The sequence below is a fragment of the Nocardia arizonensis genome, from assembly GCF_001310275.1.
In the GTDB taxonomy this organism is placed as follows: Bacteria; Actinomycetota; Actinomycetes; order Mycobacteriales; family Mycobacteriaceae; genus Nocardia; species Nocardia arizonensis.
Genome location: NZ_LGYZ01000094.1, coordinates 1 through 20,121, shown reverse-complemented (window position 1 = coordinate 20,121; position 20,121 = coordinate 1). Strand labels below are relative to the sequence as shown.

At 67.6% G+C, this 20,121-nt stretch carries 22 protein-coding genes, 1 tRNA gene and 1 pseudogene; 9 read left to right on the top strand and 15 right to left on the bottom strand.

Translation table 11 applies throughout. The features are described from left to right. The first annotated feature begins 25 nt into the window (after positions 1 to 25). Positions 26 to 99, top strand: a tRNA-Gly gene (locus tag APZ21_RS23430). Positions 100 to 202: 103 nt separating this feature from the next. On the opposite strand, the gene APZ21_RS23425 is transcribed toward APZ21_RS23430, so the two are convergent. After that, positions 203 to 544, bottom strand: coding sequence for a cupin domain-containing protein (locus APZ21_RS23425; RefSeq protein ID WP_054815476.1), 342 nt, complete (start codon positions 542 to 544; stop codon positions 203 to 205). A 45-nt stretch (positions 545 to 589) separates the two neighbouring features. Here APZ21_RS23425 and APZ21_RS23420 point away from each other — a divergent pair, with 45 nt between their 5' ends. After that, entirely contained in the window at positions 590 to 1,186 is a 597-nt protein-coding gene (locus tag APZ21_RS23420; RefSeq protein WP_054815477.1) for a TetR/AcrR family transcriptional regulator, read from the top strand. A gap of 38 nt (positions 1,187 to 1,224) precedes the next feature. Further along, positions 1,225 to 2,148, top strand: a complete 924-nt coding sequence (locus APZ21_RS23415; protein ID WP_054815475.1) for a DAPG hydrolase family protein — start codon at positions 1,225 to 1,227, stop codon at positions 2,146 to 2,148. On the opposite strand, the gene APZ21_RS23410 is transcribed toward APZ21_RS23415, so the two are convergent. From APZ21_RS23410 to APZ21_RS23395, 4 genes are all read right to left on the bottom strand, one after another. After that, positions 2,149 to 2,646 (bottom strand): flavin reductase family protein, encoded by a 498-nt coding sequence (locus APZ21_RS23410; RefSeq protein WP_054815474.1) that lies wholly within the window; start codon positions 2,644 to 2,646, stop codon positions 2,149 to 2,151. Then, entirely contained in the window at positions 2,639 to 3,157 is a 519-nt protein-coding gene (locus APZ21_RS23405; RefSeq protein ID WP_054815473.1) for an NADPH-dependent FMN reductase, read from the bottom strand. The genes APZ21_RS23410 and APZ21_RS23405 overlap by 8 nt, the downstream gene beginning before the upstream one ends. Positions 3,158 to 3,286: 129 nt before the next feature. Continuing rightward, on the bottom strand, positions 3,287 to 4,402 hold the full coding sequence (gene sfnG / locus APZ21_RS23400) for a dimethylsulfone monooxygenase SfnG (protein WP_054815472.1): 1,116 nt from the start codon (positions 4,400 to 4,402) through the stop codon (positions 3,287 to 3,289). 108 nt (positions 4,403 to 4,510) lie between these two features. After that, positions 4,511 to 5,113, bottom strand: a complete 603-nt coding sequence (locus tag APZ21_RS23395; protein WP_305781650.1) for a hypothetical protein — start codon at positions 5,111 to 5,113, stop codon at positions 4,511 to 4,513. 14 nt (positions 5,114 to 5,127) lie between these two features. On the opposite strand from APZ21_RS23395, the gene APZ21_RS23390 reads away from it, so the two are divergent. Continuing rightward, positions 5,128 to 5,541 (top strand): GAF domain-containing protein, encoded by a 414-nt coding sequence (locus tag APZ21_RS23390; RefSeq protein ID WP_082393398.1) that lies wholly within the window; start codon positions 5,128 to 5,130, stop codon positions 5,539 to 5,541. A gap of 139 nt (positions 5,542 to 5,680) precedes the next feature. Here the strand turns inward: APZ21_RS23390 and APZ21_RS23385 are convergent. The 3 genes and pseudogenes from APZ21_RS23385 to APZ21_RS23375 all read right to left on the bottom strand — a co-directional run. Next, a pseudogene (locus APZ21_RS23385) lies at positions 5,681 to 6,215 on the bottom strand (acyl-CoA dehydrogenase family protein); the annotation flags it as partial. A 69-nt stretch (positions 6,216 to 6,284) separates the two neighbouring features. Continuing rightward, on the bottom strand, positions 6,285 to 6,614 hold the full coding sequence (locus tag APZ21_RS23380; RefSeq protein ID WP_054815471.1) for a hypothetical protein: 330 nt from the start codon (positions 6,612 to 6,614) through the stop codon (positions 6,285 to 6,287). An 81-nt stretch (positions 6,615 to 6,695) separates the two neighbouring features. Beyond that, positions 6,696 to 7,319: a TetR/AcrR family transcriptional regulator gene (locus APZ21_RS23375; RefSeq protein ID WP_162240378.1), complete on the bottom strand. Its 624-nt coding sequence runs from the start codon at positions 7,317 to 7,319 to the stop codon at positions 6,696 to 6,698. A gap of 254 nt (positions 7,320 to 7,573) precedes the next feature. Here APZ21_RS23375 and APZ21_RS23370 point away from each other — a divergent pair, with 254 nt between their 5' ends. After that, positions 7,574 to 8,356: an alpha/beta fold hydrolase gene (locus tag APZ21_RS23370; protein WP_054815469.1), complete on the top strand. Its 783-nt coding sequence runs from the start codon at positions 7,574 to 7,576 to the stop codon at positions 8,354 to 8,356. 1 nt (position 8,357) lies between these two features. Here APZ21_RS23370 and APZ21_RS23365 read toward each other — a convergent pair whose 3' ends face one another. The 3 genes from APZ21_RS23365 to APZ21_RS23355 are packed head-to-tail and all read right to left on the bottom strand — an operon-like array spanning position 8,358 to position 11,270. Then, positions 8,358 to 8,993 carry a TetR/AcrR family transcriptional regulator gene (locus tag APZ21_RS23365; RefSeq protein WP_054815468.1) on the bottom strand — a complete coding sequence of 212 codons (636 nt, stop codon included), beginning with the start codon at positions 8,991 to 8,993 and terminating at the stop codon, positions 8,358 to 8,360. Between the two features lie 4 nt (positions 8,994 to 8,997). Then, positions 8,998 to 9,762 carry a crotonase/enoyl-CoA hydratase family protein gene (locus tag APZ21_RS23360; protein ID WP_054815467.1) on the bottom strand — a complete coding sequence of 255 codons (765 nt, stop codon included), beginning with the start codon at positions 9,760 to 9,762 and terminating at the stop codon, positions 8,998 to 9,000. A gap of 14 nt (positions 9,763 to 9,776) precedes the next feature. Further along, positions 9,777 to 11,270, bottom strand: coding sequence for a thiolase C-terminal domain-containing protein (locus APZ21_RS23355; protein ID WP_239476780.1), 1,494 nt, complete (start codon positions 11,268 to 11,270; stop codon positions 9,777 to 9,779). A 340-nt stretch (positions 11,271 to 11,610) separates the two neighbouring features. Here APZ21_RS23355 and APZ21_RS23350 point away from each other — a divergent pair, with 340 nt between their 5' ends. Beyond that, the gene (locus APZ21_RS23350) at positions 11,611 to 12,720 is read left to right on the top strand and encodes a DUF4185 domain-containing protein (RefSeq protein ID WP_054815465.1); all 1,110 of its coding nucleotides are present in this window, start codon (positions 11,611 to 11,613) and stop codon (positions 12,718 to 12,720) included. 73 nt (positions 12,721 to 12,793) lie between these two features. Next, positions 12,794 to 13,447 carry a class I SAM-dependent methyltransferase gene (locus APZ21_RS23345; protein ID WP_054815464.1) on the top strand — a complete coding sequence of 218 codons (654 nt, stop codon included), beginning with the start codon at positions 12,794 to 12,796 and terminating at the stop codon, positions 13,445 to 13,447. 6 nt (positions 13,448 to 13,453) lie between these two features. Here APZ21_RS23345 and APZ21_RS23340 read toward each other — a convergent pair whose 3' ends face one another. Further along, positions 13,454 to 14,047 carry an alpha/beta hydrolase family protein gene (locus tag APZ21_RS23340; protein ID WP_054815463.1) on the bottom strand — a complete coding sequence of 198 codons (594 nt, stop codon included), beginning with the start codon at positions 14,045 to 14,047 and terminating at the stop codon, positions 13,454 to 13,456. Positions 14,048 to 14,296: 249 nt separating this feature from the next. On the opposite strand from APZ21_RS23340, the gene APZ21_RS23335 reads away from it, so the two are divergent. Further along, positions 14,297 to 16,132 carry an acyl-CoA dehydrogenase gene (locus APZ21_RS23335; protein ID WP_054815462.1) on the top strand — a complete coding sequence of 612 codons (1,836 nt, stop codon included), beginning with the start codon at positions 14,297 to 14,299 and terminating at the stop codon, positions 16,130 to 16,132. A 59-nt stretch (positions 16,133 to 16,191) separates the two neighbouring features. On the opposite strand, the gene APZ21_RS23330 is transcribed toward APZ21_RS23335, so the two are convergent. Further along, positions 16,192 to 17,295, bottom strand: coding sequence for a GGDEF domain-containing protein (locus tag APZ21_RS23330; protein ID WP_156371290.1), 1,104 nt, complete (start codon positions 17,293 to 17,295; stop codon positions 16,192 to 16,194). 240 nt (positions 17,296 to 17,535) lie between these two features. On the opposite strand from APZ21_RS23330, the gene APZ21_RS23325 reads away from it, so the two are divergent. Then, the gene (locus tag APZ21_RS23325) at positions 17,536 to 18,621 is read left to right on the top strand and encodes a DUF4185 domain-containing protein (RefSeq protein WP_054815460.1); all 1,086 of its coding nucleotides are present in this window, start codon (positions 17,536 to 17,538) and stop codon (positions 18,619 to 18,621) included. 72 nt (positions 18,622 to 18,693) lie between these two features. Here APZ21_RS23325 and APZ21_RS23320 read toward each other — a convergent pair whose 3' ends face one another. Both APZ21_RS23320 and APZ21_RS23315 read right to left on the bottom strand, forming a co-directional pair. Then, positions 18,694 to 19,404, bottom strand: coding sequence for a hypothetical protein (locus APZ21_RS23320; RefSeq protein WP_156371289.1), 711 nt, complete (start codon positions 19,402 to 19,404; stop codon positions 18,694 to 18,696). Between the two features lie 390 nt (positions 19,405 to 19,794). After that, on the bottom strand, positions 19,795 to 19,977 hold the full coding sequence (locus APZ21_RS23315) for a hypothetical protein (RefSeq protein ID WP_054815458.1): 183 nt from the start codon (positions 19,975 to 19,977) through the stop codon (positions 19,795 to 19,797). Positions 19,978 to 20,121: the final 144 nt, after the last annotated feature.

Sequence of the window (20,121 nt, the reverse complement as noted above, 5' to 3'; positions counted from 1 at the left end):
GGCTGGCGTTCGCTCTCGAGCGCATGCCGATGTAGTTCAATGGCAGAACTCTTGCTTCCCAAGCAAGTAGCGCGGGTTCGATTCCCGTCATCGGCTCCACGGAGAACCGCAGGTTGATGTGGTTTTCTCCTCTCGGCCCAGGGTCTGGGCGACATTCGATGCACCGCCCCGCGCAGAGCCGTTCGGCGTGCGCGAATTCCGGTCAGGCGGAGTTGGGGCCGAGGGTTGGAGTGGAGGGGGTTGGCGGGGGTTCTTTCAGTTCTATGAATAGGGCGTGGGTTTCGGTGTCGCCTATGTTCTCGCCCGCGTGTTCCTGGGCGGCTACCCAGCGAATCTGGCCTCGCGTCAGTTCCACCTCGACCTGTTGTCCGCCGGAGGAGATGCGGCGGCGGAAGGAGGTGAGGGGGTAGAGGATGCTGTCGGGGTGGGTGTGGGGGCGGGTTCGGTCGCCGGGGTGGTCACGGTATTCCAGGACGCGGACCCGTTCGTTCTCGAAGATTACCCGGTAGAGGTCGGGATTGATGACGGTGGGATCGGTGCACATGGCTGCCTCCGGCGGTCGATATGGGATTACAGTACCATGATGGATATGTCGGTACCATATGAGTCGACCGGGCGGCGGAATCAGAAGTCGCGCACCAGGGAGGCGCTGGTGGCCGCGACTCGGACGTTGCTGGCGCAGGGCGGAATGCCGACGGTCGAGGAGGCCGCCGGGGCGGCTGCCATCTCGCGGACCACCGCGTACCGGTATTTCCCCAATCAGCGGGCGCTGCTGGCGGCGGTGCATCCCGAGATCGAGGCCGATTCCCTGCTCACCGAACCGGCGCCTGCCGATCCGCGGCTGCGGCTCGAGGCCGTCATGCGCGCGCATGTACGCATCATTCGCGAATGGGAGCCCGAACTGCGCACGTCGCTGCGGCTTTCACTGGATTCCGATCCCGCCGAGCCGACCCCGCTGCGCCGTGGCCGCGCGATCGACTGGATCGAGCAGGCGCTGACACCGCTGCTCGAGACCCGGCCCGATATCGATATACGGAGGTTGGCCATGGAGATTCGGTCGGCGACGGGTATCGAATCGTTCGTCTGGCTCACCGATGTCGCCCGGCTGTCGAAGGACGACGCACTCGAAACGCTCTGCCGTACGGCGCAGGCGGTGCTCGCGTACGCGCTGGCGGATTCGGGATGACGGCCGTGCGGTCCGGTCCGCTGACCTAGGCTGGCGGCATGAAACCTGTGAACCTCGGTCGCAGACAATTGTTCGCGGTGGGGGCGGCGGCGGGGATGGTTGCCGTCACGGGGGTGGCCGGGGGTGCGGCTCGGGCCGACCCGCCCGGGGATGACTCGCGTTATCCCGGATACTCGCCACGCGATCGCGCCCAGCCATACGCGAAGTACATGGCCGACCGGACCGATCCCGCTCTGCCTGCTGTTCTCGCGGCATACGCGGGCGATCCCACGCCCGCGGCGTCCATCCCGGAATTCGGTTCGCTCACCGACGATCTCGCGCCGTCCGGCTATTCGGCCGTCGAAACCGGTTACGGGCAGATCGATTCGGGCATTGTGTGGGTCGCGGCGCATACGCCGATGCCGGGTATCACCGCGCGGATGTGGGATTGGTGGTTCGGTTGGCATCTGTACGAGTCGGCGCGATACAAGCTGTGGCATCCCGACGCGCACATGTACGCCGAGGTGGACGGGGACGAATCCCGGCGTCCCTCGTCGGGCCCGGAGGGGTATATCGGCAAGGTCTCCTATGTCGACGAATACATCGGAGCGCGCTTGCAGCAGTTGGCCATATCGTTCCGCGATCCGGTCGCCCACGGATTTCGCGTTCCCGAGGGGCACACTGTGATCTTCGGCCGTGTCGGCAGCAGTGTCGCGCCGCTGGATCTGGGGTGGCTGGTGCACCAGGTGCGGCCGACGGCGGAGGGCTGTGAGATGCGCAGTCGCTTCTACCTGCGGTTGTACGGTGCGCACGCGCCGGATGCGGGACGCGCGGGCCGGGCCGTCCGACGCGGCGCGGCGGTTGACCCGCGCGACCTGTTCCCGGGCACGGATATGGCCCGGGACCTGCTGCTGCACTGCGGCCAGGAGATGCACCACCTGGCCGGTTTCCTGCCTCGGCTCTATGCCGAGTTCGGGGATTGATCAGCCGGCGAGCAGTCGACGGAATCGGCTGCCGTGGAAGACGAGCGGCTCGATGTCGGCCCTGGTCGCGAGGCGGTGGATGCGCAGGATGACCACGCTGTGATCGCCCGCGGGGACCCGCGCTTCGGGCACGCCCTCGATCCAGGCGGACGCGCCGTCGATGAAGACGGCGTCACCGGTGCCGCGGTGCAGTTCCGAATCGCGGAACCGGTCGCCCTCGCGCGCGCCGAGCGCCTTGGCCGCGGCCTGCTGATCGATGCCGAGCAGGCTCAGCCCGAGGTGGTCGGCGCGTTCCAGTTTCGGCCAGGTCGATGAGGAATTCTGCACGCAGAACGAAACCAGCGGGGGGTCGAGGGACACGGGGACGAAGGTGCTCACGGCGAGTCCGTGCGGGACGCCGTCGACCTCGGCGCAGACCGCGACGACCCCGCTGGGGAAGTTGGCGAACGCCCGGCGCAATCCGGTTCCGTCGGCGGGGAATTCGAAGAGTTCATGCATTATCGCTCGCCTCCACGGTCGATGAGCGCAGCGCGTCGACGACGGGCCGCCACCGTTCGGTGTAGGCGGCGATCGCGCCGTCCTCGCCGAAGGTGCGGTCGGACAGGTACAAACCGGGCAGCGCCGCGGTCGCGCCGATCTCCACCAGGACCGGCTTGAGCAGCAGGTCGGGCGCCAGCGCGTGTGCCGGACCCGCGCCGAGCATGACCGGGACGGCGAGCACTCCCGCGAGCCCGGTGCCGCCGTCGAACTGTTCGAGGAACAGCTTGAGCAGACCGGTGTAGGTCGCCTTGAAGGTTGGGCTGGCGAAGACCACGAGTTCGGATTCGGCGACCGTGTGCGCCGCGGTGGTGACGGCCGGATCACCCCAGCCGAGCAGACCGGCACCGAGGCTCACCAGGTCGATGACCTCGATGTCTGCGTCCGGGCGCAACCCCTCGGCGACGAGTTTCGCCGCGTCCAGGGTGCGCGACGCGGGTTTCGGATTGCCGACGACGACCGTGACTGCCATGTGGTCTCCCTTCTGTGGCGTCCGGCTTCGGAAGAAGCCGTGCTGCGGCGTGTGGTGATCTTCCAGCGGACGGGATCGTGCAGGGTCGGGATGCGGGCGTCGCGCCGGTGACGCGGGTTCGGATCGTCATCAGCGAAGCGCCGTGGCGGGTTCGTCGGCGGCCTCGAGTTCGCGCACCAGCGGTAGCACCTCGGCGCCGAAGTATTCGATCTCCTCCTGGAAATGCAGGAATCCGCCCAGGATGAGGTCGACGCCGAGGCGCTTGTAGGCGACGATGCGTTCGGCGACCTGTTCGGGCGTGCCGATGAGCTCGGTGCGGAAGCCGTCGTTGTACTGCACGAGATCCTCGAATGTCGAATCCGCCCACATGCCCTTGCGATCCGATGTCGACGCGCCCGCCTGCTGAACGGCGTCGCGGAATCCTTCCACCGCGGGCCTGTTGGCCTTCTCGATGATCTCGCGCAGCGTATCGCGGGCCTCGCGTTCGGTGTCGCGGGCGATGATGAATCCGTTGAGCCCGAATTTCACCTCGCGATCGTGGGCGCGGGCGACCGTGCGCAGGTCATCGAGCTGTTCGGTGACGCCGTCGAAGTCCTTGCCGTTGGAGAAGTACCAGTCGGCGTAGCGACCGCCGTTGCGCCGAGCCGCACTGGAGTTTCCGCCTTGGAACAGTTCGGGATTCGGCCGTTCCGGGGTGTTCAGCGGCTTGGGTTTGAGAGTGAAATCGCGGATGCGGTAGAAGTCGCCGCCGAAGTTCACCCCGTCCTCGGTCCAGATCTTGCGGATGACCTCGAGGAATTCGGCGCTGCGCCGGTAGCGCTCGTCGTGTTCGAGCCACGGCTCACCGAGTGCCGTGAATTCGCCCGCGAACCACCCGGTCACCACATTGATGGCGAAACGCCCATTGGACAGGTGGTCCGCGGTCGCGCCGAATTTCGCCAGCACCGCGGGATGCCACAGCCCCGGGTGCACCGCGGCGATCACCTTGAGCCGCTCCGTGGCCCCGAGCAGGGCCAGGCTGAAGGAGGTGGATTCGTGCTGGTACTCCGCGCCGTAGGAGGCGGTGTAGCGGACCTGCGAGAGCGCGTAGTCGAAACCGTTGCGCTCGGCGGTCTGCGCCAACTTCTTGTTGTACTCGAAATCCCAGCTGGTGCGCTGCTCGATCTCGCTGGTGACGAGCCCGCCGCTGACATTGGGCACCCAGTAGGCGAACCGGATCCGATCGGCGATCTGCTCGGTGGTCATGGCTACTCCGTTATCTATGGACTGCGGCGGGCTGCATTCCACTTCAACACTGGTATCGGATCGGCAGGAGATTTTGAATCTGCGCGATCCGATCGCCGGTGCTTGGGATCAGGCGCGGGCCAGTTCGCCCGCGTAGTTCGACCGGGCGAAGCGGCCCGCGGGCTGGAAGCGCGCGAGCAGGTCGGCGGCGGATTCGCCGGTGACCTTCGTGATGTAGTCGGCGGCGTCGGCTGCCGTCTCGATGCCGAGGATGGGCTGCGGATCGTGCAGCAGGCCAACCAGCTTCGAGGCGAAGCGGTGATCGACCGCCGCCGCGGCGAAGAACGGTTCGGCGACCGCGCCCAGTTCGGGATCGCTCAGAAACAGGCGGGTGGTGCGGGCGGCCCCGTTGCCGCGGGCGGCGAGGAATTCGGCGTAGCGGGCCGACAGCCACGCCTCGTCGAAAGGTCCTTCGTGCGCGCCTGCCGCCGCGACCAGGCGTTGGGCCTGGATGAGTCCGCTCTGCGCGCCTTGACCCGCGATGGGGTCGTAGGTCACCGCCGTGTCACCGAGCGAGCCGACCACGTGACCGCTCGCGGTGCGCCCCAGCCCGGCCCGCACGATCGGGCGGACCGCACCTTTCAACCAGGAGTGCGGATCCTCGGCGATCGGCCGGGTGGCGAGCACCTCGGGCAGATCCCAGTCGATTTGGTCGCGGTAGAGCTCGGTCACGATGCGGTGCGCGGATTCGGCCGAGTCCGCCGCGGCGAAGCGGTGCTGCCGCGAACCTGTCCGCGCTGCTGTTCCATACGCTGCCCCGGCTGAACTGGGCCGGCTTCTACTTTTTCGACGGACGCGAACTCGTGGTCGGGCCGTTCCAGGGCAAACCCGCGTGTGTGCGCATCGCCCTGGGTCGCGGGGTTTGCGGAACCGCCGCGCGGACAGGACTGACCCAGGTGGTGGCCGATGTGCACGCCTTTCCCGGTCACATCGCCTGCGACGCCGATTCCCGGTCGGAGATCGTCGTACCGCTGCGCACCGGGGACGATCTGGTCGGGGTGCTCGATCTCGACAGCCCCGACCCCGCCCGATTCGACGAAACAGATCGGCGCGGACTCGAGGACATCGCACGCGTATTCCTCGCGTCGCTGTCGGATTGACCGTCAGTTCGAGCGCGCCCCGGAACGTTCCCCAGCGCTCCACCCGAAGGGCAGATCGGCTCCGTTGAGCAGGTGATCGCCTATGACCCTTGCTTTTTGGATGGCCGGATTGTGTACGGAGATGGTGCGCGCGTTACGCCAGGACCCCGACGCGCTGCCCGTCGCGATCGGCGGCGACGAGGATGTGATCGGCGTACAGCGATCCGGTGCTGTACGACTTGACCCCGTTGAGCAGCAGGCGTTCACCGTCGGCGGTGAGCCGGGTCCGGTAACGGTCGACCGCGCCGACCCCCGGTTCGGTAATCGCGTTGCCCACCAGCGTGCCCGCGCTCACGGCGCGCAGCCACCGCTCCCGCTTCGGCCCCGGGGTGGCGAGCAGCTGATCCTCGACGAAGGAGAGGTGCACGCGCAGCGCCTGCGGCAGATTGGATTCCGCCGCAGCCAGGTCGATGAGCAGCCGGAACAACTGCCGCACCGACGCGCCGTACCCGCCGAATTCGACCGGAACCCGCAAAGCACCCAGCCGCGCCTCCCGTAACCAGCCGATCTCCTCGTGGGCCAGCCGCCGAGCGATCTCCCGCTCGACCGCGCCTGCCGCGATCCGTTCGAAGATCGGTCCGAACACCTCGTCCAGTTCGGAGTCCCGCGGTGGATTTCGCCTCGATGGATGTCATCACCCCACGATGAACCCCGTCCGCGCGGGTCTCACGGTTTGCGCGCAGCGCGATCCGAATCGGTGCCGGTCAGGACTTGCCCACGCAGGCGCCGACGATCTTGCGGGTCGCGGAGCGGGCGCGGTCGGCGTCGTCCTTGCTCATGCCGAGGGTTTCCGGGTCGACGGGCTTGTTGTCGTATTCGCTGCCGATCAGGGTGCGCAGGCCGTCCTGCGAGATGCCCTCGTCCACATAGACCTTGGCGGCGCAGTCGGCCAGATCCCTGTCCTTGATCCCCTTGTCCTGGAGCGATTTCGAGACGTCGGCGACGGTGATCTGCGGCTGGTCCGCCTTGTCGCCGCCGCAACCCGCCAGTATCGGCAGCGCGGCGACCGCCAGGGTGATGAGCCTGATCCGCACGTGATTCCTCTTTCCTCGCCTCGTGACGCGCGCCACCGTGGTGATACCGCAACGATGATGCCGCATCGGGCCGCGGCGGGTCTATCCGGCCAGCGGCCCCACATAGCGATCGGCGAAGGCGCGCAGCGCCGCCTCGTCCGCCAGACCGAAATAGCTGTCCGGGGTGAGCACCACCGATTGCGCCAAGCGCAGCGCGATCTCGGCCGCGGCGTCGGCGTCGACATGCGGCGCTTGTCCACGCGACTGCAATTCCCGGCACTGTCCGGCCAGGAATTCGCGGCAGGTCCGCAGGATCGGCGAGCCCGCGGTGGTCAGGTACGGGACGAAGGTCTCCGGTTCGCTGGTCAGCAGGCGTCCGACCAGCGCGTCGGTGCGCACGATCAGCACCGAGCGCACGAAACCCTCGACCAGCCGTTCGCGCACCGTCGGCCGATCCGATACGGCGGCGGCGGTATCGACGAGCAGACCCAGAATCCAGCGTTGAAAGGTCGCCTCGACCAGGTCGTTCTTGGAGCCGAACCGGCGGTAGACGGTGGCGCGGTTGACACCGGCGCGGCGCCGGATGTCGTCGACCGAGGAGCGGCGCAGGCCGTAGTCGGTGAATTCCGCCAGCGCCGCGTCGAGTATCCGTTCGGTGATCGGGTCCGCGGTCGCGTTCGGCAGTTCGAGCAGGGTCGCGAGCGAAGGCAATCCGACGTCGGCCATGCGTTCATGCTGCCACGTCGCGCAGGCGGGTGATCCGGGGTTCATGCCGCGCAGGCGCGTTCGCGAGCGAGTCCGGGCGCCCGATCGGCCCGCGGCTTTCCACGACGACCGGTCGGTGCGCAGAGAGGCGGTTATCCACAGCCTCGACATTCGGAAATAGAGCGACATCATTTCACTCTCTGTCTCTCCGCATATGGTCGAGCCGGTACGGTAGGTCCGTTGGCGCGCGCCGAGGCGAGAGTCGGGAGACCGAGATGACGACGTTGAACCACCACCGGACAGGCCGGGGTGAACCGCTGGTCCTGGTGCACGGCATCGGCAGCCGCTGGCAGGTGTGGGAGCCGATCATCGACATCCTCGCCCGCGAATTCGACGTCATCGCCGTCGATCTGCCCGGCTTCGCCGGATCGGCCCCGCTCCCCGGCCCCACCACCGTCGACACCCTCACCGACGCGCTCGCGGATTTCCTTGCCGCACAGGGCATCGAACGTCCGCACCTGGCGGGAAACTCGATGGGCGGACTCATCGCCCTTCGCCTCGGCGCCCGCGGACTGGCACGCTCGGTCACCGCCTATTCGCCGATCGGATTCTGGGACACCGCCGGTCGCGTCTGGTGCCAACGCTCCCTCACCGCCGCGCGCGGACTCGTCGGACCGCTGCGCCCGCTCATGCCCCGGATACTCGACACCGCCGCGGGCCGAACCGCGTTCCTCTACTTGGTATTCGGCAAACCCTGGGCGCTGGACGCGCAGGTCGCCCTCGACACCGCCGAGGGCGCGGCGGGCGCACCCGCCTTTGCCGAGGCGCTGGCCTCCTTCGACACCGCGACCCTCGGCGATATCGGCGCACTCGCGGATATCCCGGTCACCGTGGCCTGGGGCAATCGCGACATTCTGCTCACCTACGCCACCCAGAGCCGACGGGCGAAATCGGTGCTCCCCCATGCCCGGCACGTCACCCTGCACGGCAGCGGACACACCCCGTTCTACGACGATCCCGCCGGCTGCGCTCGGGTACTGCTCGACACCGCGCGCTGAATCACTCGCGCTCGGTGAGGGTGGCCGGATCGGCGGTACCGAGCAGCACCCGAACGGCACCGGTCCAGCGGCCCGCCAGCGCCCGGTGCCGGTCCGAGTCACCGGTGAGCAGTACGCGCATGGCAAGACCGGTCATGATCTCGATGGTGAACTCCGTGATGACGGGAACCCGTGGATCGTCGGGGAATTCGGTGCGGAACGCCGCGCGGATGCCGGTGAACATCAGCTCGAACAGCCGCTGTTCCAACGGCAGGAACGCGGCGAGCAGTTCGGCATCGGTGCGGGCGGCCACCCACATCTCCAGCGCCGCGAGGAATGTCGAACCGGACAGCATTCGCATGGTGAGCTCGACGGCGGCGGCCAGCCGGTCGACACCGTCGGGGATGGCCGCGAACTCCGTTGTCAGCTGCTCGAAGCGCTGCGCGGCGACGTATTCCACCGCGCCCGCGAACAGGGCGGACCGGGTCGGGAAATGATGTTGCAGTGTGCCGCGCGGCACACCCGCGCGTTTCTGCACGGCCAAGGTCGTCGTGCCCGCGTACCCCTCCTCGACCAGACTCGCGACCGCCGCCTCCAGGAGGCGCGTGCGCATCCGCGCCCGGCGCTGCGCCTGCGTCTCCCGGACGCGCTCGCTCATCGAATCAACGCCCCTGCCATTGGGGTTCGCGCTTCTGCGCGAAGGCGAGCGCGCCCTCGGCGGCATCCTTGGACACCAGCGCCGGCAGCGCGATCTCGCCCTGTTTGGCGAAACCCTCGGCCACCGACCAATCCGGCGACTCGTCGATGATCCGCTTGCTCGCCGCGACCGAGAGTGGCGCGGCGGCAACGATATCCGCCGCCAACCGCAATGCCTCCGCGAGCGCCTCGCCCGGTTCGGTGACCCGGTTGACCAGACCGAGCTGATACAGCCGGTCCGCGCTGATCCGGTTGCCGGTCAAGGCCAACTCGGCGGCGACGGGCCGGGGCAGCCGCTGGGTGAGCCGCAGCACGCCGCCGCCCGCGGCGACCAGCCCGCGCTTGACCTCGGGAATGCCGAACTGCGCGTTGTTCGCCGCGACGATGAGGTCACCGGCGAGGGCGAGTTCGAAGCCGCCCGCGAGCGCGAAGCCCTCCACCGCGGAGATCATCGGCTTCACCGGCGGTCGCGCGGAGATGCCGAGCGGTCCGCGCCGCTGCGTCATCGGCATCTCGCCCTTCGAAGCGGCGACGAGATCCATTCCGGCGCTGAAGGTTCCGCCCGCGCCGGTGAGGACGAGCACGCGCGCGCCGTCATCGGCCTCGAACTCGTCGACCGCGGCCTCGATGGCCTTGGCCGCGGCCAGGTTGATGGCATTGCGGGCCTCGGGGCGATTCACGGTGAGCACGGTGATCGCGTCGCGCCGTTCGACCAGAACGGGATCGGTCATGTGTGGTCCTCTTCTCAGAGCAGGGTGAGCTTGTCGGCGGCGGAGATTTCGGCGGGCGCGCCGAGCGGATCGCCGTCGGCGAAGGCCGCGACGGTGTCCTCGTCGCTCGCCCGCACCAGTATGCGAGCCCCGCCGGGGTTCAGGGCGCTGATCACGACCGCTTCGGGTTCGTCACCGCCGTCGCGGCTCTTGCGGTAGGCCACGGTATACGCCTCGACGGTGGCGGGTCCGACGTATCCGGGCGCGGTATCGCGGTGCGCGGGCGCGGGTTCGGCCTCGACCGCGCGGAACAGCCCGCGCGGCGGACGCGCCGAGTACACCCCGACCCCGTGCTTGGTCATGTACCAGCCGAGCGCGGTGGTGAGCGCGTAGGTGTCGGGCTGCTCGCGCAGCAGTCCGATCGCGGTGGCGATGGCGTGCGTGCTGTAGTTGTTGCCCGGTCCGCCGCCGAAGGTGAGTCCTCCGGTCAGCGACAGCGACCGGCCCGGATCGTCGATGGGCAGGCCGAGCGCCTCGGCGGCGGCCTGCACCGCGATCGGGAAGCAGGAATACAGGTCGATGTGGGTCACGTCGTCGATACCGATGCCCGCGTCGGCGAGCGCCGAGGCACCCGCGGCGGCGATGGCCGGGGAGGAGCCCATATCCGCGCGTTCGCTGACATGCCATTCTTCGGTGGCCGTCGCACCGCCGTGCGGGAAGACCCAGCGTTCGCGCGGCACCCCCGCGGCGTCCGCGGCGGCGGCGCTGCACAGGATCAGCCCGGCGCCCTGATCCACCGACAGATTCGCCACGAGGAGTTTGGTGTACGGGCTGGAGACCCGACGATTGGTCGGCGATGGGGTCACCAGATCCGCGGCGGTGTGCGCGACCGGCTGCCAAGCGTACGGATTGTCGGCGGCCACCCGCGACAGCCGCGACCAGAGTCCGCCGATGAGGTCGCGGTGTTCGGCCTCGCCGAGTCCGAGCCGGGCCCGCCGCGCGTTCTCCATGAGCGCGTAGAAGTACACCGGACCCCACAGCCCGGCCGCGCTCTCCATCTCCGAATTGGGACCGCGATCGGATCCGATGACTCGACTCGGCGCGACACGATCGGACTGTTCGGGCCAGTCGACGGTTATCGCGCGCCGGCCCGCCGCATTGCCGGATGCCACCGCCTCCGCGCCGACCAGCACCGCGACCTCGGATTGACCGTCGGCGATGTTCTGGGCGAGCAGGTTGAGCAGCCGCTGGGGGGCGTCGCCGCCGAAGCGCACCGATTGCAGTGTCCGCTTCGGACTCGCGCCTACTTCTTCGGCCACCAGCGCGCCGAGATCGGTGTAGGGCCTGCTGACCGGCGCGACCGCGGCGATCACATCGGCCGAGCCGAGCAGCCGGTCACCGGTACCGCTGTCGGCGCCGGCGCGGCGCAGTGACTCGACGGCGAGCTCGAGGGGGCCGGGCAGGCCGGGTTCGTCGCCGCGGTGCACGATCTGCCCCGCTCCGACGAGTACCGGCGTTCGTGGATCCATTCCCGCTGGCAGCATAGATTCGCGCTCACTCTCGGTTACCGTCTACAGCGGTTACCGTCAATCGTGACGGTAACTTGTTCCGATTACAGCAGAGGTCGGGCGGTCCGGCAACGAGCGTGCCTCTCAATTCCCGTCGATTCCGCGACGAGCCCTGGACGGGTGACAGGAAATTCGACGATCGACTATCAATTTTGATGGGTTCGGGTTGCAGGCCACGATTTTCGGTCGCCAGACTGCTAGCATTTGCGTCGATTTGCCAGCCAGTCGGATCGTGGTGCGACGCACATCAGGGGAGGCGTGAACCGTGCCACTCCGACGAGAATCCGGAGGCCAAGAGACCTTGAACAAGACCGCTTCCATCCTGCTGTCGACGCTGGCAGGTGCCACGGTTTTGCTTCTCACGGCGACGACACCCGCTACGGCGAACCCCAATGCGATAAACCCGATTCCCGTGCTGAACGGAACCGCGGGCCTCCCCAATCTGCCTGGACGGAGCAAAGCCGTATTCCAGGTCACCGGTATGGCCAGTCCGAACAACACGCAGTCCTACAACGTGCTCGGTACCGATCTCGGGATCATGTGGGACAACGGGCAGGGTGAGATGCTGACCGCCTTCGGCGACACCGCGGGCATCGGCTTCCCCAACCTGCTGGCGGGCAGTACTTGGGCGTGGCGGAGCAATATCCTCGTGCGCAGCCATACCACCGACCCGGCCAACGGCATCTACTTCGACAGCGTGGTGCGCGACATCTTCGGTCAGGCACGCGATCTGGTGCCGAGCCCGAAGATCCCGTTCATCGAGATCAGCCGTATCCCGACCGCGGGCATCGCGGTCAACGGCGTGCAGTACATGAGCATGATGTCGGTGAAGACCTGGGACAACGTCGGTCAGTGGACCACCAACTTTTCCGGTCTGGCCGCCTCCGCCGACAACGGCGAAACGTGGGCCGACCTCGGCGGCACCCGCCGTCCCAACGACGGCGGCAACGCCAACTTCCAGATGAGCGCCTTCCTGAAGAACGGCGGGTACGTCTACCAGTACGGCACCCCATCGGGCCGCGGCAACGACGCCTTCATCGCTCGCGTGGCCGAGAACGACATCCAGAACCTCGGCGAATACGAGTACTGGTCCGGCGACAAGTGGTCGCACAAGGGCGACGTGAACGCCGCGACCCCGATCATGGGCGGCGTCGGCGAACTGTCGGTGATGTACAACAACTATCTCGGCCAGTTCATCTCGCTGACCACCGATCCGTTCAACTCGGTCGTCATGCGCCGCGCCTCCGCGCCGGAGGGACCGTGGAGCCCGCCCGAGGTGCTGATCGACACCCGCGAACTGCCCACCGCGTACGCGCCGTCGATCTTCCCGTACCAGACGGGACGCGACCTGTACTTCCTCACCACGGTGCACAGCCAGTACAACGTGGTGCTCATGCGGACCACGCTCTGATCCATACCTCCGACTCGTTCTGGGCCACGAGCGCGTTCGGGTCACAGCGCGTTCGGGTCATAGACTCGGTGACATGGAGGCGGCCGATTGGGACGCGCGCTACGCGCAGGGTGAATTGGTCTGGGGCGCACCGCCGAATGCAACGGTGGTGTCCCACGTATTCGCGCTGGAACGACCGGACGCCGTCGAGGCCCGCGCGCTCGATCTGGCCTGCGGTGAGGGGCGCAACGCCCTCTGGCTGGCTACCCACGGCTGGCGGGTGGACGCGGTCGACTTCTCACAGGTCGGCATCGACAAGGGCCGGACCGTCGCCACCCGGCTGTCGCGGTCGGTGCGCAATCGCATCAACTGGCGCTGCGCCGACGTGACCGATCCGCACGCCGCGGACATCGCCGGCCCGTACGAGTTGATCCTCATGGTCTTCCTGCACCTGCCGCCCGATCAGCGCCGCGCCCTGCTGCGCCGCGCGGCGGGCATGCTCTCACCCGGCGGCACCCTGCTCGTGCTCGGCCATCACACCCGCAATCTCACCGAGGGCCACGGCGGTCCCCAGGACCCGTCCATCCTGTTCACCCCGGATGATGTGGTCGCCGATCTCGCACCGGAACTCGACCGGCTGCGGATACGGATCGCCGATCGCGTCCTGCGCCCCACCGAGGCGGGCGACGCCGTCGACGCCCTCGTGATCGCCACCCGGATCGGGGTCGAAACCCCGGCGGCGGACTGATCCCGACTAGGTCGACCAGCGCCGCAACCAGGGAGCCACGCCCGCGGCAATGACGTCGAACCCGCCTCGGAACGAATGCGGCTGACCCGGAACCACAAGCACCTCGGCCGCGTCGGCCGCATCCGGCACGCCGAACGGGTCATTGGCGCCGTTGACCACCACCACCTCGATATCGCCCGCCGCGAGCAGTTCCGCGCGCCGCGACTTCTCCGGCTTGCCCGGCGGGTGCAGCGGGAAGGACAGGGCGAGGACACCGCGGGCGCGCGCGGCCACCGCCGTGCGGCAGGCGACTCGGGCGCCATTGCTGCGACCACCCTGGACAAGCGGTTTGCGCACCTTCGCGCGCAGGGCGGCGACTATCTCCAGCCAGGCCGCGTCCTGTACGGTCGCCGAGCCGGGCGCTCGGCGACCCGCCACTCGGTAGGGCTGCACCACCATGGCGACCGCGCCACCCAGTCCCAGTGCGGTGTCACGCACCGTGACCAGGTCCTTCGCCTCGACGCCGCCGCCGGAACCATGGGTGAGCAGCAGCAGGAACCGCGCGCCGCGCGGTTTGTCGAGCTCGACCTCGGCGGGTCCGGCGCTGGTCTCGATGAGCACAGTTCACCGTAGCGCCGCGCCGAATTCGCGCGGGCCCGATCTTGTGGGCGATGACAGCGTCGAGCATGTGACTGTAGTTCGCGTCACAATGACCGGTTCCATCTTTGCCACCCCCTTACCGGCCGGTAATATGGTGAGTAAGTTACCCGCGAGTAGTATGCGGAAAACCGGCTACCCGGTGGAGCGAAGAACGGGCGGGAACGGCACGAACACCGACCGCACCAACTCAACGGAGAGATGAGTACCGACATGGGTCACTACAAGAGCAACGTCCGCGACCTGGAGTTCAACCTCTTCGAGGTCCTCGGCCTCGGTTCCCTTCTCGATGCGGGCGCCTACGGCGACCTCGATACCGAGACCGTCAAGGAGATGCTCAGCGAGGTGCGTCGCCTGGCCGAAGGTCCGCTCGCCGATTCCTTCGTCGACGGTGATCGCAACCCGCCGACCTTCGATCCGAACACCCACACCGTCACCCTGCCGGAGTCGTTCAAGAAGTCCTACCGCGCCCTGGAGGACGCAGGCTGGGTCAAGGTGCCGCTCCGCGAGGAGCTCGGCGGCCTCGGCGCGCCCAGCGTCGTCGGCTGGGCGTTGGGCGAGATGATCCTCGGCGCCAACCCGCCCGCGCAGATGTACGCCGCGGGCGCCGGTTTCGCCCAGGTCTTCTACGACAACGGCACCGACGAGCAGAAGAAGTGGGCCCAGACCATCGCCGAGCGCAACTGGGGCTCCACCATGGTGCTGACCGAGCCGGACGCGGGCTCCGACGTCGGCGCGGGCCGCACCAAGGCGATCAAGCAGGAGGACGGCTCCTGGCACATCGAGGGCGTCAAGCGCTTCATCACCTCGGGCGACTCCGACGACCTGTTCGAGAACATCATGCACCTGGTGCTCGCCCGCCCCGAGGGCGCCGGACCGGGCACCAAGGGTCTGTCGCTGTTCTACGTGCCCAAATGGCACTTCGACTTCGAGACCAACACCCTCGGCGAGCGCAACGGCGTGTTCGTCACCAACGTCGAGCACAAGATGGGTCTGAAGGTCTCCGCGACCTGCGAGGTCACCTTCGGCGGCCACGGTGTTCCGGCCAAGGGCTGGCTGGTCGGCGAGACGCACAACGGCATCGCGCAGATGTTCGACGTCATCGAGAACGCGCGCATGATGGTGGGCACCAAGGCCATCGCGACACTGTCCACCGGTTACCTGAACGCGCTCGACTACGCCAAGCAGCGGGTCCAAGGCGCCGACCTGACCAAGATGACCGACAAGACCGCGCCGCGCGTCACGATCACCCATCACCCGGATGTGCGCCGCTCGCTGGCCATGCAGAAGGCATACGCCGAGGGCCTGCGCGCGATCTACCTCTACACCGCCGCCCACCAGAACGCCGACGTGGCGCGACTGGTCTCCGGCGCCGACGAGGACATCGCCTTCCGCGTCAACGACCTGCTGCTGCCGATCGTCAAGGGTGTGGGCTCCGAGCGGGCCTACCAGTACCTGACCGAATCCCTCCAGACCTTCGGCGGGTCGGGCTTCCTCCAGGACTACCCGATCGAGCAGTACATCCGCGACGCCAAGATCGACTCGCTCTACGAGGGCACCACCGCCATCCAGGCGCAGGACTTCTTCTTCCGCAAGATCGCCCGCGACCGCGGCGTCGCCCTCGGGCACGTGGCCGGTCAGGTGCAGAAGTTCATCGACTCCGAGGCGGGCAACGGCCGTCTCAAGGGTGAGCGCAAGCTGCTGGCGACCGCGCTCGAGGATGTGCAGGCCATGGCCGCCACCCTCACCGGTCACCTGATGGCCTCCCAGGAGGACTCCGCCGAGCTGTACAAGGTCGGCCTGGGTTCGGTGCGCTTCCTGCTCGCGGTGGGCGATCTGCTCATCGGTTGGCAGCTGCTGCGGCAGGCCGAGGTCGCCATCGCGGCCCTCGACGGCGGCGCGACCGGCGCGGACGAGGCGTTCTACACCGGCAAGGTGGGTGTCGCCCAGTTCTTCGCCCGCAATGTCCTGCCGGAACTGACCGCGACCCGCGCCATCCTGTCGAATCTCGACAACGACATCATGGAGCTCGACGAAGCCGCGTTCTGACCGGCGGCCCATGACGACGGCGATGGCCCGGAGCGCGCTCCGGGCCATCGCCGTTTCGGCTACCCGGGTACCGGGTGGCGATGATCCCGCGGCGGGGTGAGTTCGTCCACGACCACCAGATTCCCGCCGGACTGCTTGGCCCGGTACATGGCGGCGTCGGCGGATTGCAGCAGCCGGGCCGGGGTCGGGCGCGGACAGCGCGCACAGGTCGTCGAGTCGAAGACCGCGACCCCGACGCTCGCGGTCACCTCCACCGCGGTGTCCGGCGGTTCGGCGACCGCGCGGCGCAGTCTTTCGGCCTCGGTGCGCGCGGCGGAGGCGGCGATCGGCGCGGCCACCACGAACTCCTCCCCGCCCGTGCGCGCCACCACCGCCATCTCTCCCGCGGCATCGTGCAGCCGCCGGGCGGTCCGCGCCAGGACGGTGTCGCCGACGCCGTGACCCCAGGTGTCGTTGACGCGCTTGAACCGGTCCAGATCGAAGGTCATGACGCAGATGGCCGGGCACCGGTCCACCAGCAGCGGCAGCCGGATCTCGAGGCCCCGACGGTTCAGCAGTTCGGTCAGCGGGTCCGACAGCGATTCGGTGCGCAGCAGCCAGTACAGGATCTGCGCCCCGGGCAACGCGCCGACCACCGATGCGGACAGCAGCAACGCGACCGCGAGGGCCAGACGGACATCCCCGCCGCCGGTGGCTATCCGTACCGACAACACGACGACCGACAGCAGCGACCACGCCGAATGCACGGCCAAGGCCCGCGCGCTGTGGAAGAAACTCAGGTAGCTGCCGCTCACCACGAGCAGCATCGCGCCCATCGCCCCGAACAGCCGATCCGGCAGCTGGAGGAACTCGAGGGTGAACAGCACGTCGGCGCAGCCGATCAGCACCAGCGACTCGGTCTTGCTCGGCCAGGGCAGCAGCCACCAGCGCGCCGCCCACAACGTCCCGGACAGCACCCCGATCATCGACGCGACGCCCGGATGGCCCGGCGGTCCCACCGGCGTGCCCGCGATCACCGCGCCCATCATCGCGATCACCGCACCCGCGATGCCGATCAGTACCTTCAGCGATCCCAGCACCGACCGAGCCTCCAGGCTGCGCACCAGCCAGCGGTAGTCGGCCGGATCATTCCACCAAGCCCGCAGTATCTTGCCGTCAATCATCGACTCACCCTTGGTCCCGACCGCGTTGCACACCGTCGCTCGTACCGAGTGCGAGAATTCCAGGAAATCTCACTTGCTCATCCGCAGTAGTCTAGGCAGGGCGTATTCATACCGGATGCGCACGCATGTGTCGCAGCCCACATCCGACGTGGCGGACGGATCCGACCCGAACCCGCGAACGGCGCTCGTGGCGGGCAGAATGTTCGGCAGACCAGCGCGGCACAGAAGGGATTCGTCCGTATGAAACGATCGCTGCCCGCACTCGCGCGAGCGTGCGCCCTCGGCGCGGCGCTCTCGATCGCGGTAGCCGGTCCGGCCATCGCCGACCCGAACAACGTGAACCCGATTCCGGTACTCAACGGATGGCGCGGACTGCCGCGGCTACCCGGCCCCACGCAGGCTGTCTTCCAGATGACCGGGATGGACAGCCCCAACAAGACCCAGAACATGAACGTCCTCGGCACCGACCTTGGCATCATGTGGGACGACGGCCGCGGCGGCATGATCACCGCCTTCGGCGACACCGCCGGACTCGGCTTCCCCAACCTGCTGGCGGGCAGCATGTGGGCGTGGACGTCCAATGTGCTGTTCCGCAGTTCGACCAAGGACCCGTCCAACGGCATCCATTTCGACAGTGTGGTGCCGAATCCGCTGCCGAGCCCGAAGATTCCCGGCATCGAGATCAGTTTCATCCCCACCGCGGGCATCTCCGTGGGCGGCGTGCAGTACATGAGCCTCATGTCCGTGCAGGGTTGGGGCGATCACGGCAAATGGACCACGAATTTCTCCACCCTCGCGGTATCCGGTGACGGCGGCCACACCTGGGCGCAACTGCCGAATACGCGGCGCGCGAATGTGGACGGTTGGCAGAACTTCCAGCAGAACGCCTTCCTCAAAGCGGGCGGCTACGTGTACCGGTACGGAACTCCGGCGGGTCGCGCGAATCCCGGCTTCGTCTCGCGCACCAAGGAAGCCGATATCGCCAATCTCGACACCTACGAGTATTGGGACGGCAAGGAGTGGAAGCCGGACGTGAAGGTCGCCGCGCCCATCGCGGACGGGGTGGGCGAACTGTCGGTGATGTGGAACGACTATTTGGGTCAATACGTCATGACGACGACCGATCCCGCGAATTCGGTGGTCATGCGCACCGCACCAGCGCCGGAGGGTCCGTGGAGCGCGCCGCGCGTACTCATCGAGGCGGCCGCGCTGCCCACCGCCTACGCGCCGATGATCTTCCCGTACCAGACCGGCCGTGATCTGTACTTCCTGCTCACCGTGCACTCCCAGTACAACGTCATCCTCATGCGGACGCCGCTGGGGTAGTCGCGAAACGACGAAACGGCCCGGATCTCTCCGGGCCGTTTTCGTGTGCTCGTTCTCTTGCGCCCCGTGTCGTTACGGCAGCGGCTTCACATCGCCCGAACCGGTCGACAGGAACTTCGACAGCGCGGTACCCAGCTGCGCCGAACCCGTCGCCCACGCGCCCGAACCCGAATTGTCGGCCACAACACCGGAGGTCGGCAGCGGCTTCACATCGCCCGAACCGGTCGACAGGAACTTCGACAGCGCGGTACCCAGCTGCGCCGAACCCGTCGCCCACGCGCCGGAACCGGAGTTGTCTGCGATTTCGGCGGCGGTCGGCAGCGGCTTCACATCGCCCGAACCCGTGGACAGGAAATTCGACAGCGCGGTACCCAGCTGAGCCGAACCGGTCGCCCACGAATTGTCCGCGACCTCACCGGAAGTCGGCAGCGGCTTGACCCCGCCCGAACCGGTCATGAACAGCCGCTCCAGGCCGAGCACCAGGTTGCCCGAACCGTTTCCCCAACCGTCCAACCACGGGTTCTGGTAACCATCCGCGACCGCGGCGGGCTCGACCGGCTCGGCCGACGCGACGGCAGCACCGGAAAGTGCGATTCCGGCGGCCGCGAGCGCGGTACCGAACAGACGAATCATGCGCATGGAGATTATCTCTTCCTCGAAAGTCCAGTCGGCGCGAACGTCAGCCGACGCGCCCATGTCTATCACGCAATATTTTCGATTCGAGAAGCGACGGTTAACTGGCGGCGAACTGAACCTTAATTCACCGACCGCTTTACGCAACATATACACCCTGACCAGCGAAATCGCATAAATCTCTCACATTGCCCCCGAAAGCATGGGCACAACACGCAGCCGCGAATTACAGCCGTGCAACCCGAATCATCCATTCCGGCACCGCCTCGAGTTGCGACCTCGCACAACCGAGGGCGCGGGCGTGTCGACCGCGAGGTGATCCCACTGGTAATCTGTTCAGGAATCTCCGCGCGACATCACGCCCCACCACCGGGCCGCGATTCGTAGGAAAGATTTCGAACACCACACCGAATTCACGCCGATGACGCAGATCTCACGACAGCCCGTAACGCCGAAGCACGAGCCCCCGATTGACGGCAAGCTTTCCTCTGCGGCGATCTATACATCGACGCACCCCGCGGCATCGCCGATATACCGATGCTACCCCTCGGAGCCGCCACCCTCGCCGGGCGCCCGCTGGTTCACCGCGATCGGCGAATGGGCCGCCGACGCGTCCACCACCGTGTCGACGCGGTTCGGATTCATCGCGACGAATTGCTCCCGCACCTTCTCCGAGAAGGTCGGATGGGCTTCAGCGAAGTCCTTTCCGGGCCTATTGACCACATCCCAAGAAGGCGCCTTCCGACCACTACCTTCAACCTTCAGCAAGTCGAATTATCACAGTTCGCAGGCACCTTTCGCCATTCCCGAGACACACATCGGCCCAGCCGGAATGAATGCGCGAGGCTAGTTCACGAGTATGCCTCG

Coding starts and splice junctions, on each gene's coding strand:
- APZ21_RS23405 (WP_054815473.1), bottom strand. CDS start 3,157: ATGGCAGTCACGGTCGTCGTCGGCAATCCGAAACCCGCGTCGCGCACC.
- APZ21_RS23370 (WP_054815469.1), top strand. CDS start 7,574: ATGACGACGTTGAACCACCACCGGACAGGCCGGGGTGAACCGCTGGTC.
- APZ21_RS23330 (WP_156371290.1), bottom strand. CDS start 17,295: ATGATTGACGGCAAGATACTGCGGGCTTGGTGGAATGATCCGGCCGAC.
- APZ21_RS23375 (WP_162240378.1), bottom strand. CDS start 7,319: ATGGCCGACGTCGGATTGCCTTCGCTCGCGACCCTGCTCGAACTGCCG.
- APZ21_RS23320 (WP_156371289.1), bottom strand. CDS start 19,404: ATGTTGCGTAAAGCGGTCGGTGAATTAAGGTTCAGTTCGCCGCCAGTT.
- APZ21_RS23345 (WP_054815464.1), top strand. CDS start 12,794: ATGGAGGCGGCCGATTGGGACGCGCGCTACGCGCAGGGTGAATTGGTC.
- APZ21_RS23415 (WP_054815475.1), top strand. CDS start 1,225: ATGAAACCTGTGAACCTCGGTCGCAGACAATTGTTCGCGGTGGGGGCG.
- APZ21_RS23325 (WP_054815460.1), top strand. CDS start 17,536: ATGAAACGATCGCTGCCCGCACTCGCGCGAGCGTGCGCCCTCGGCGCG.
- APZ21_RS23365 (WP_054815468.1), bottom strand. CDS start 8,993: ATGAGCGAGCGCGTCCGGGAGACGCAGGCGCAGCGCCGGGCGCGGATG.
- APZ21_RS23410 (WP_054815474.1), bottom strand. CDS start 2,646: ATGCATGAACTCTTCGAATTCCCCGCCGACGGAACCGGATTGCGCCGG.
- sfnG (WP_054815472.1), bottom strand. CDS start 4,402: ATGACCACCGAGCAGATCGCCGATCGGATCCGGTTCGCCTACTGGGTG.
- APZ21_RS23360 (WP_054815467.1), bottom strand. CDS start 9,762: ATGACCGATCCCGTTCTGGTCGAACGGCGCGACGCGATCACCGTGCTC.
- APZ21_RS23420 (WP_054815477.1), top strand. CDS start 590: ATGTCGGTACCATATGAGTCGACCGGGCGGCGGAATCAGAAGTCGCGC.
- APZ21_RS23425 (WP_054815476.1), bottom strand. CDS start 544: ATGTGCACCGATCCCACCGTCATCAATCCCGACCTCTACCGGGTAATC.
- APZ21_RS23355 (WP_239476780.1), bottom strand. CDS start 11,270: ATGGATCCACGAACGCCGGTACTCGTCGGAGCGGGGCAGATCGTGCAC.
- APZ21_RS23335 (WP_054815462.1), top strand. CDS start 14,297: ATGGGTCACTACAAGAGCAACGTCCGCGACCTGGAGTTCAACCTCTTC.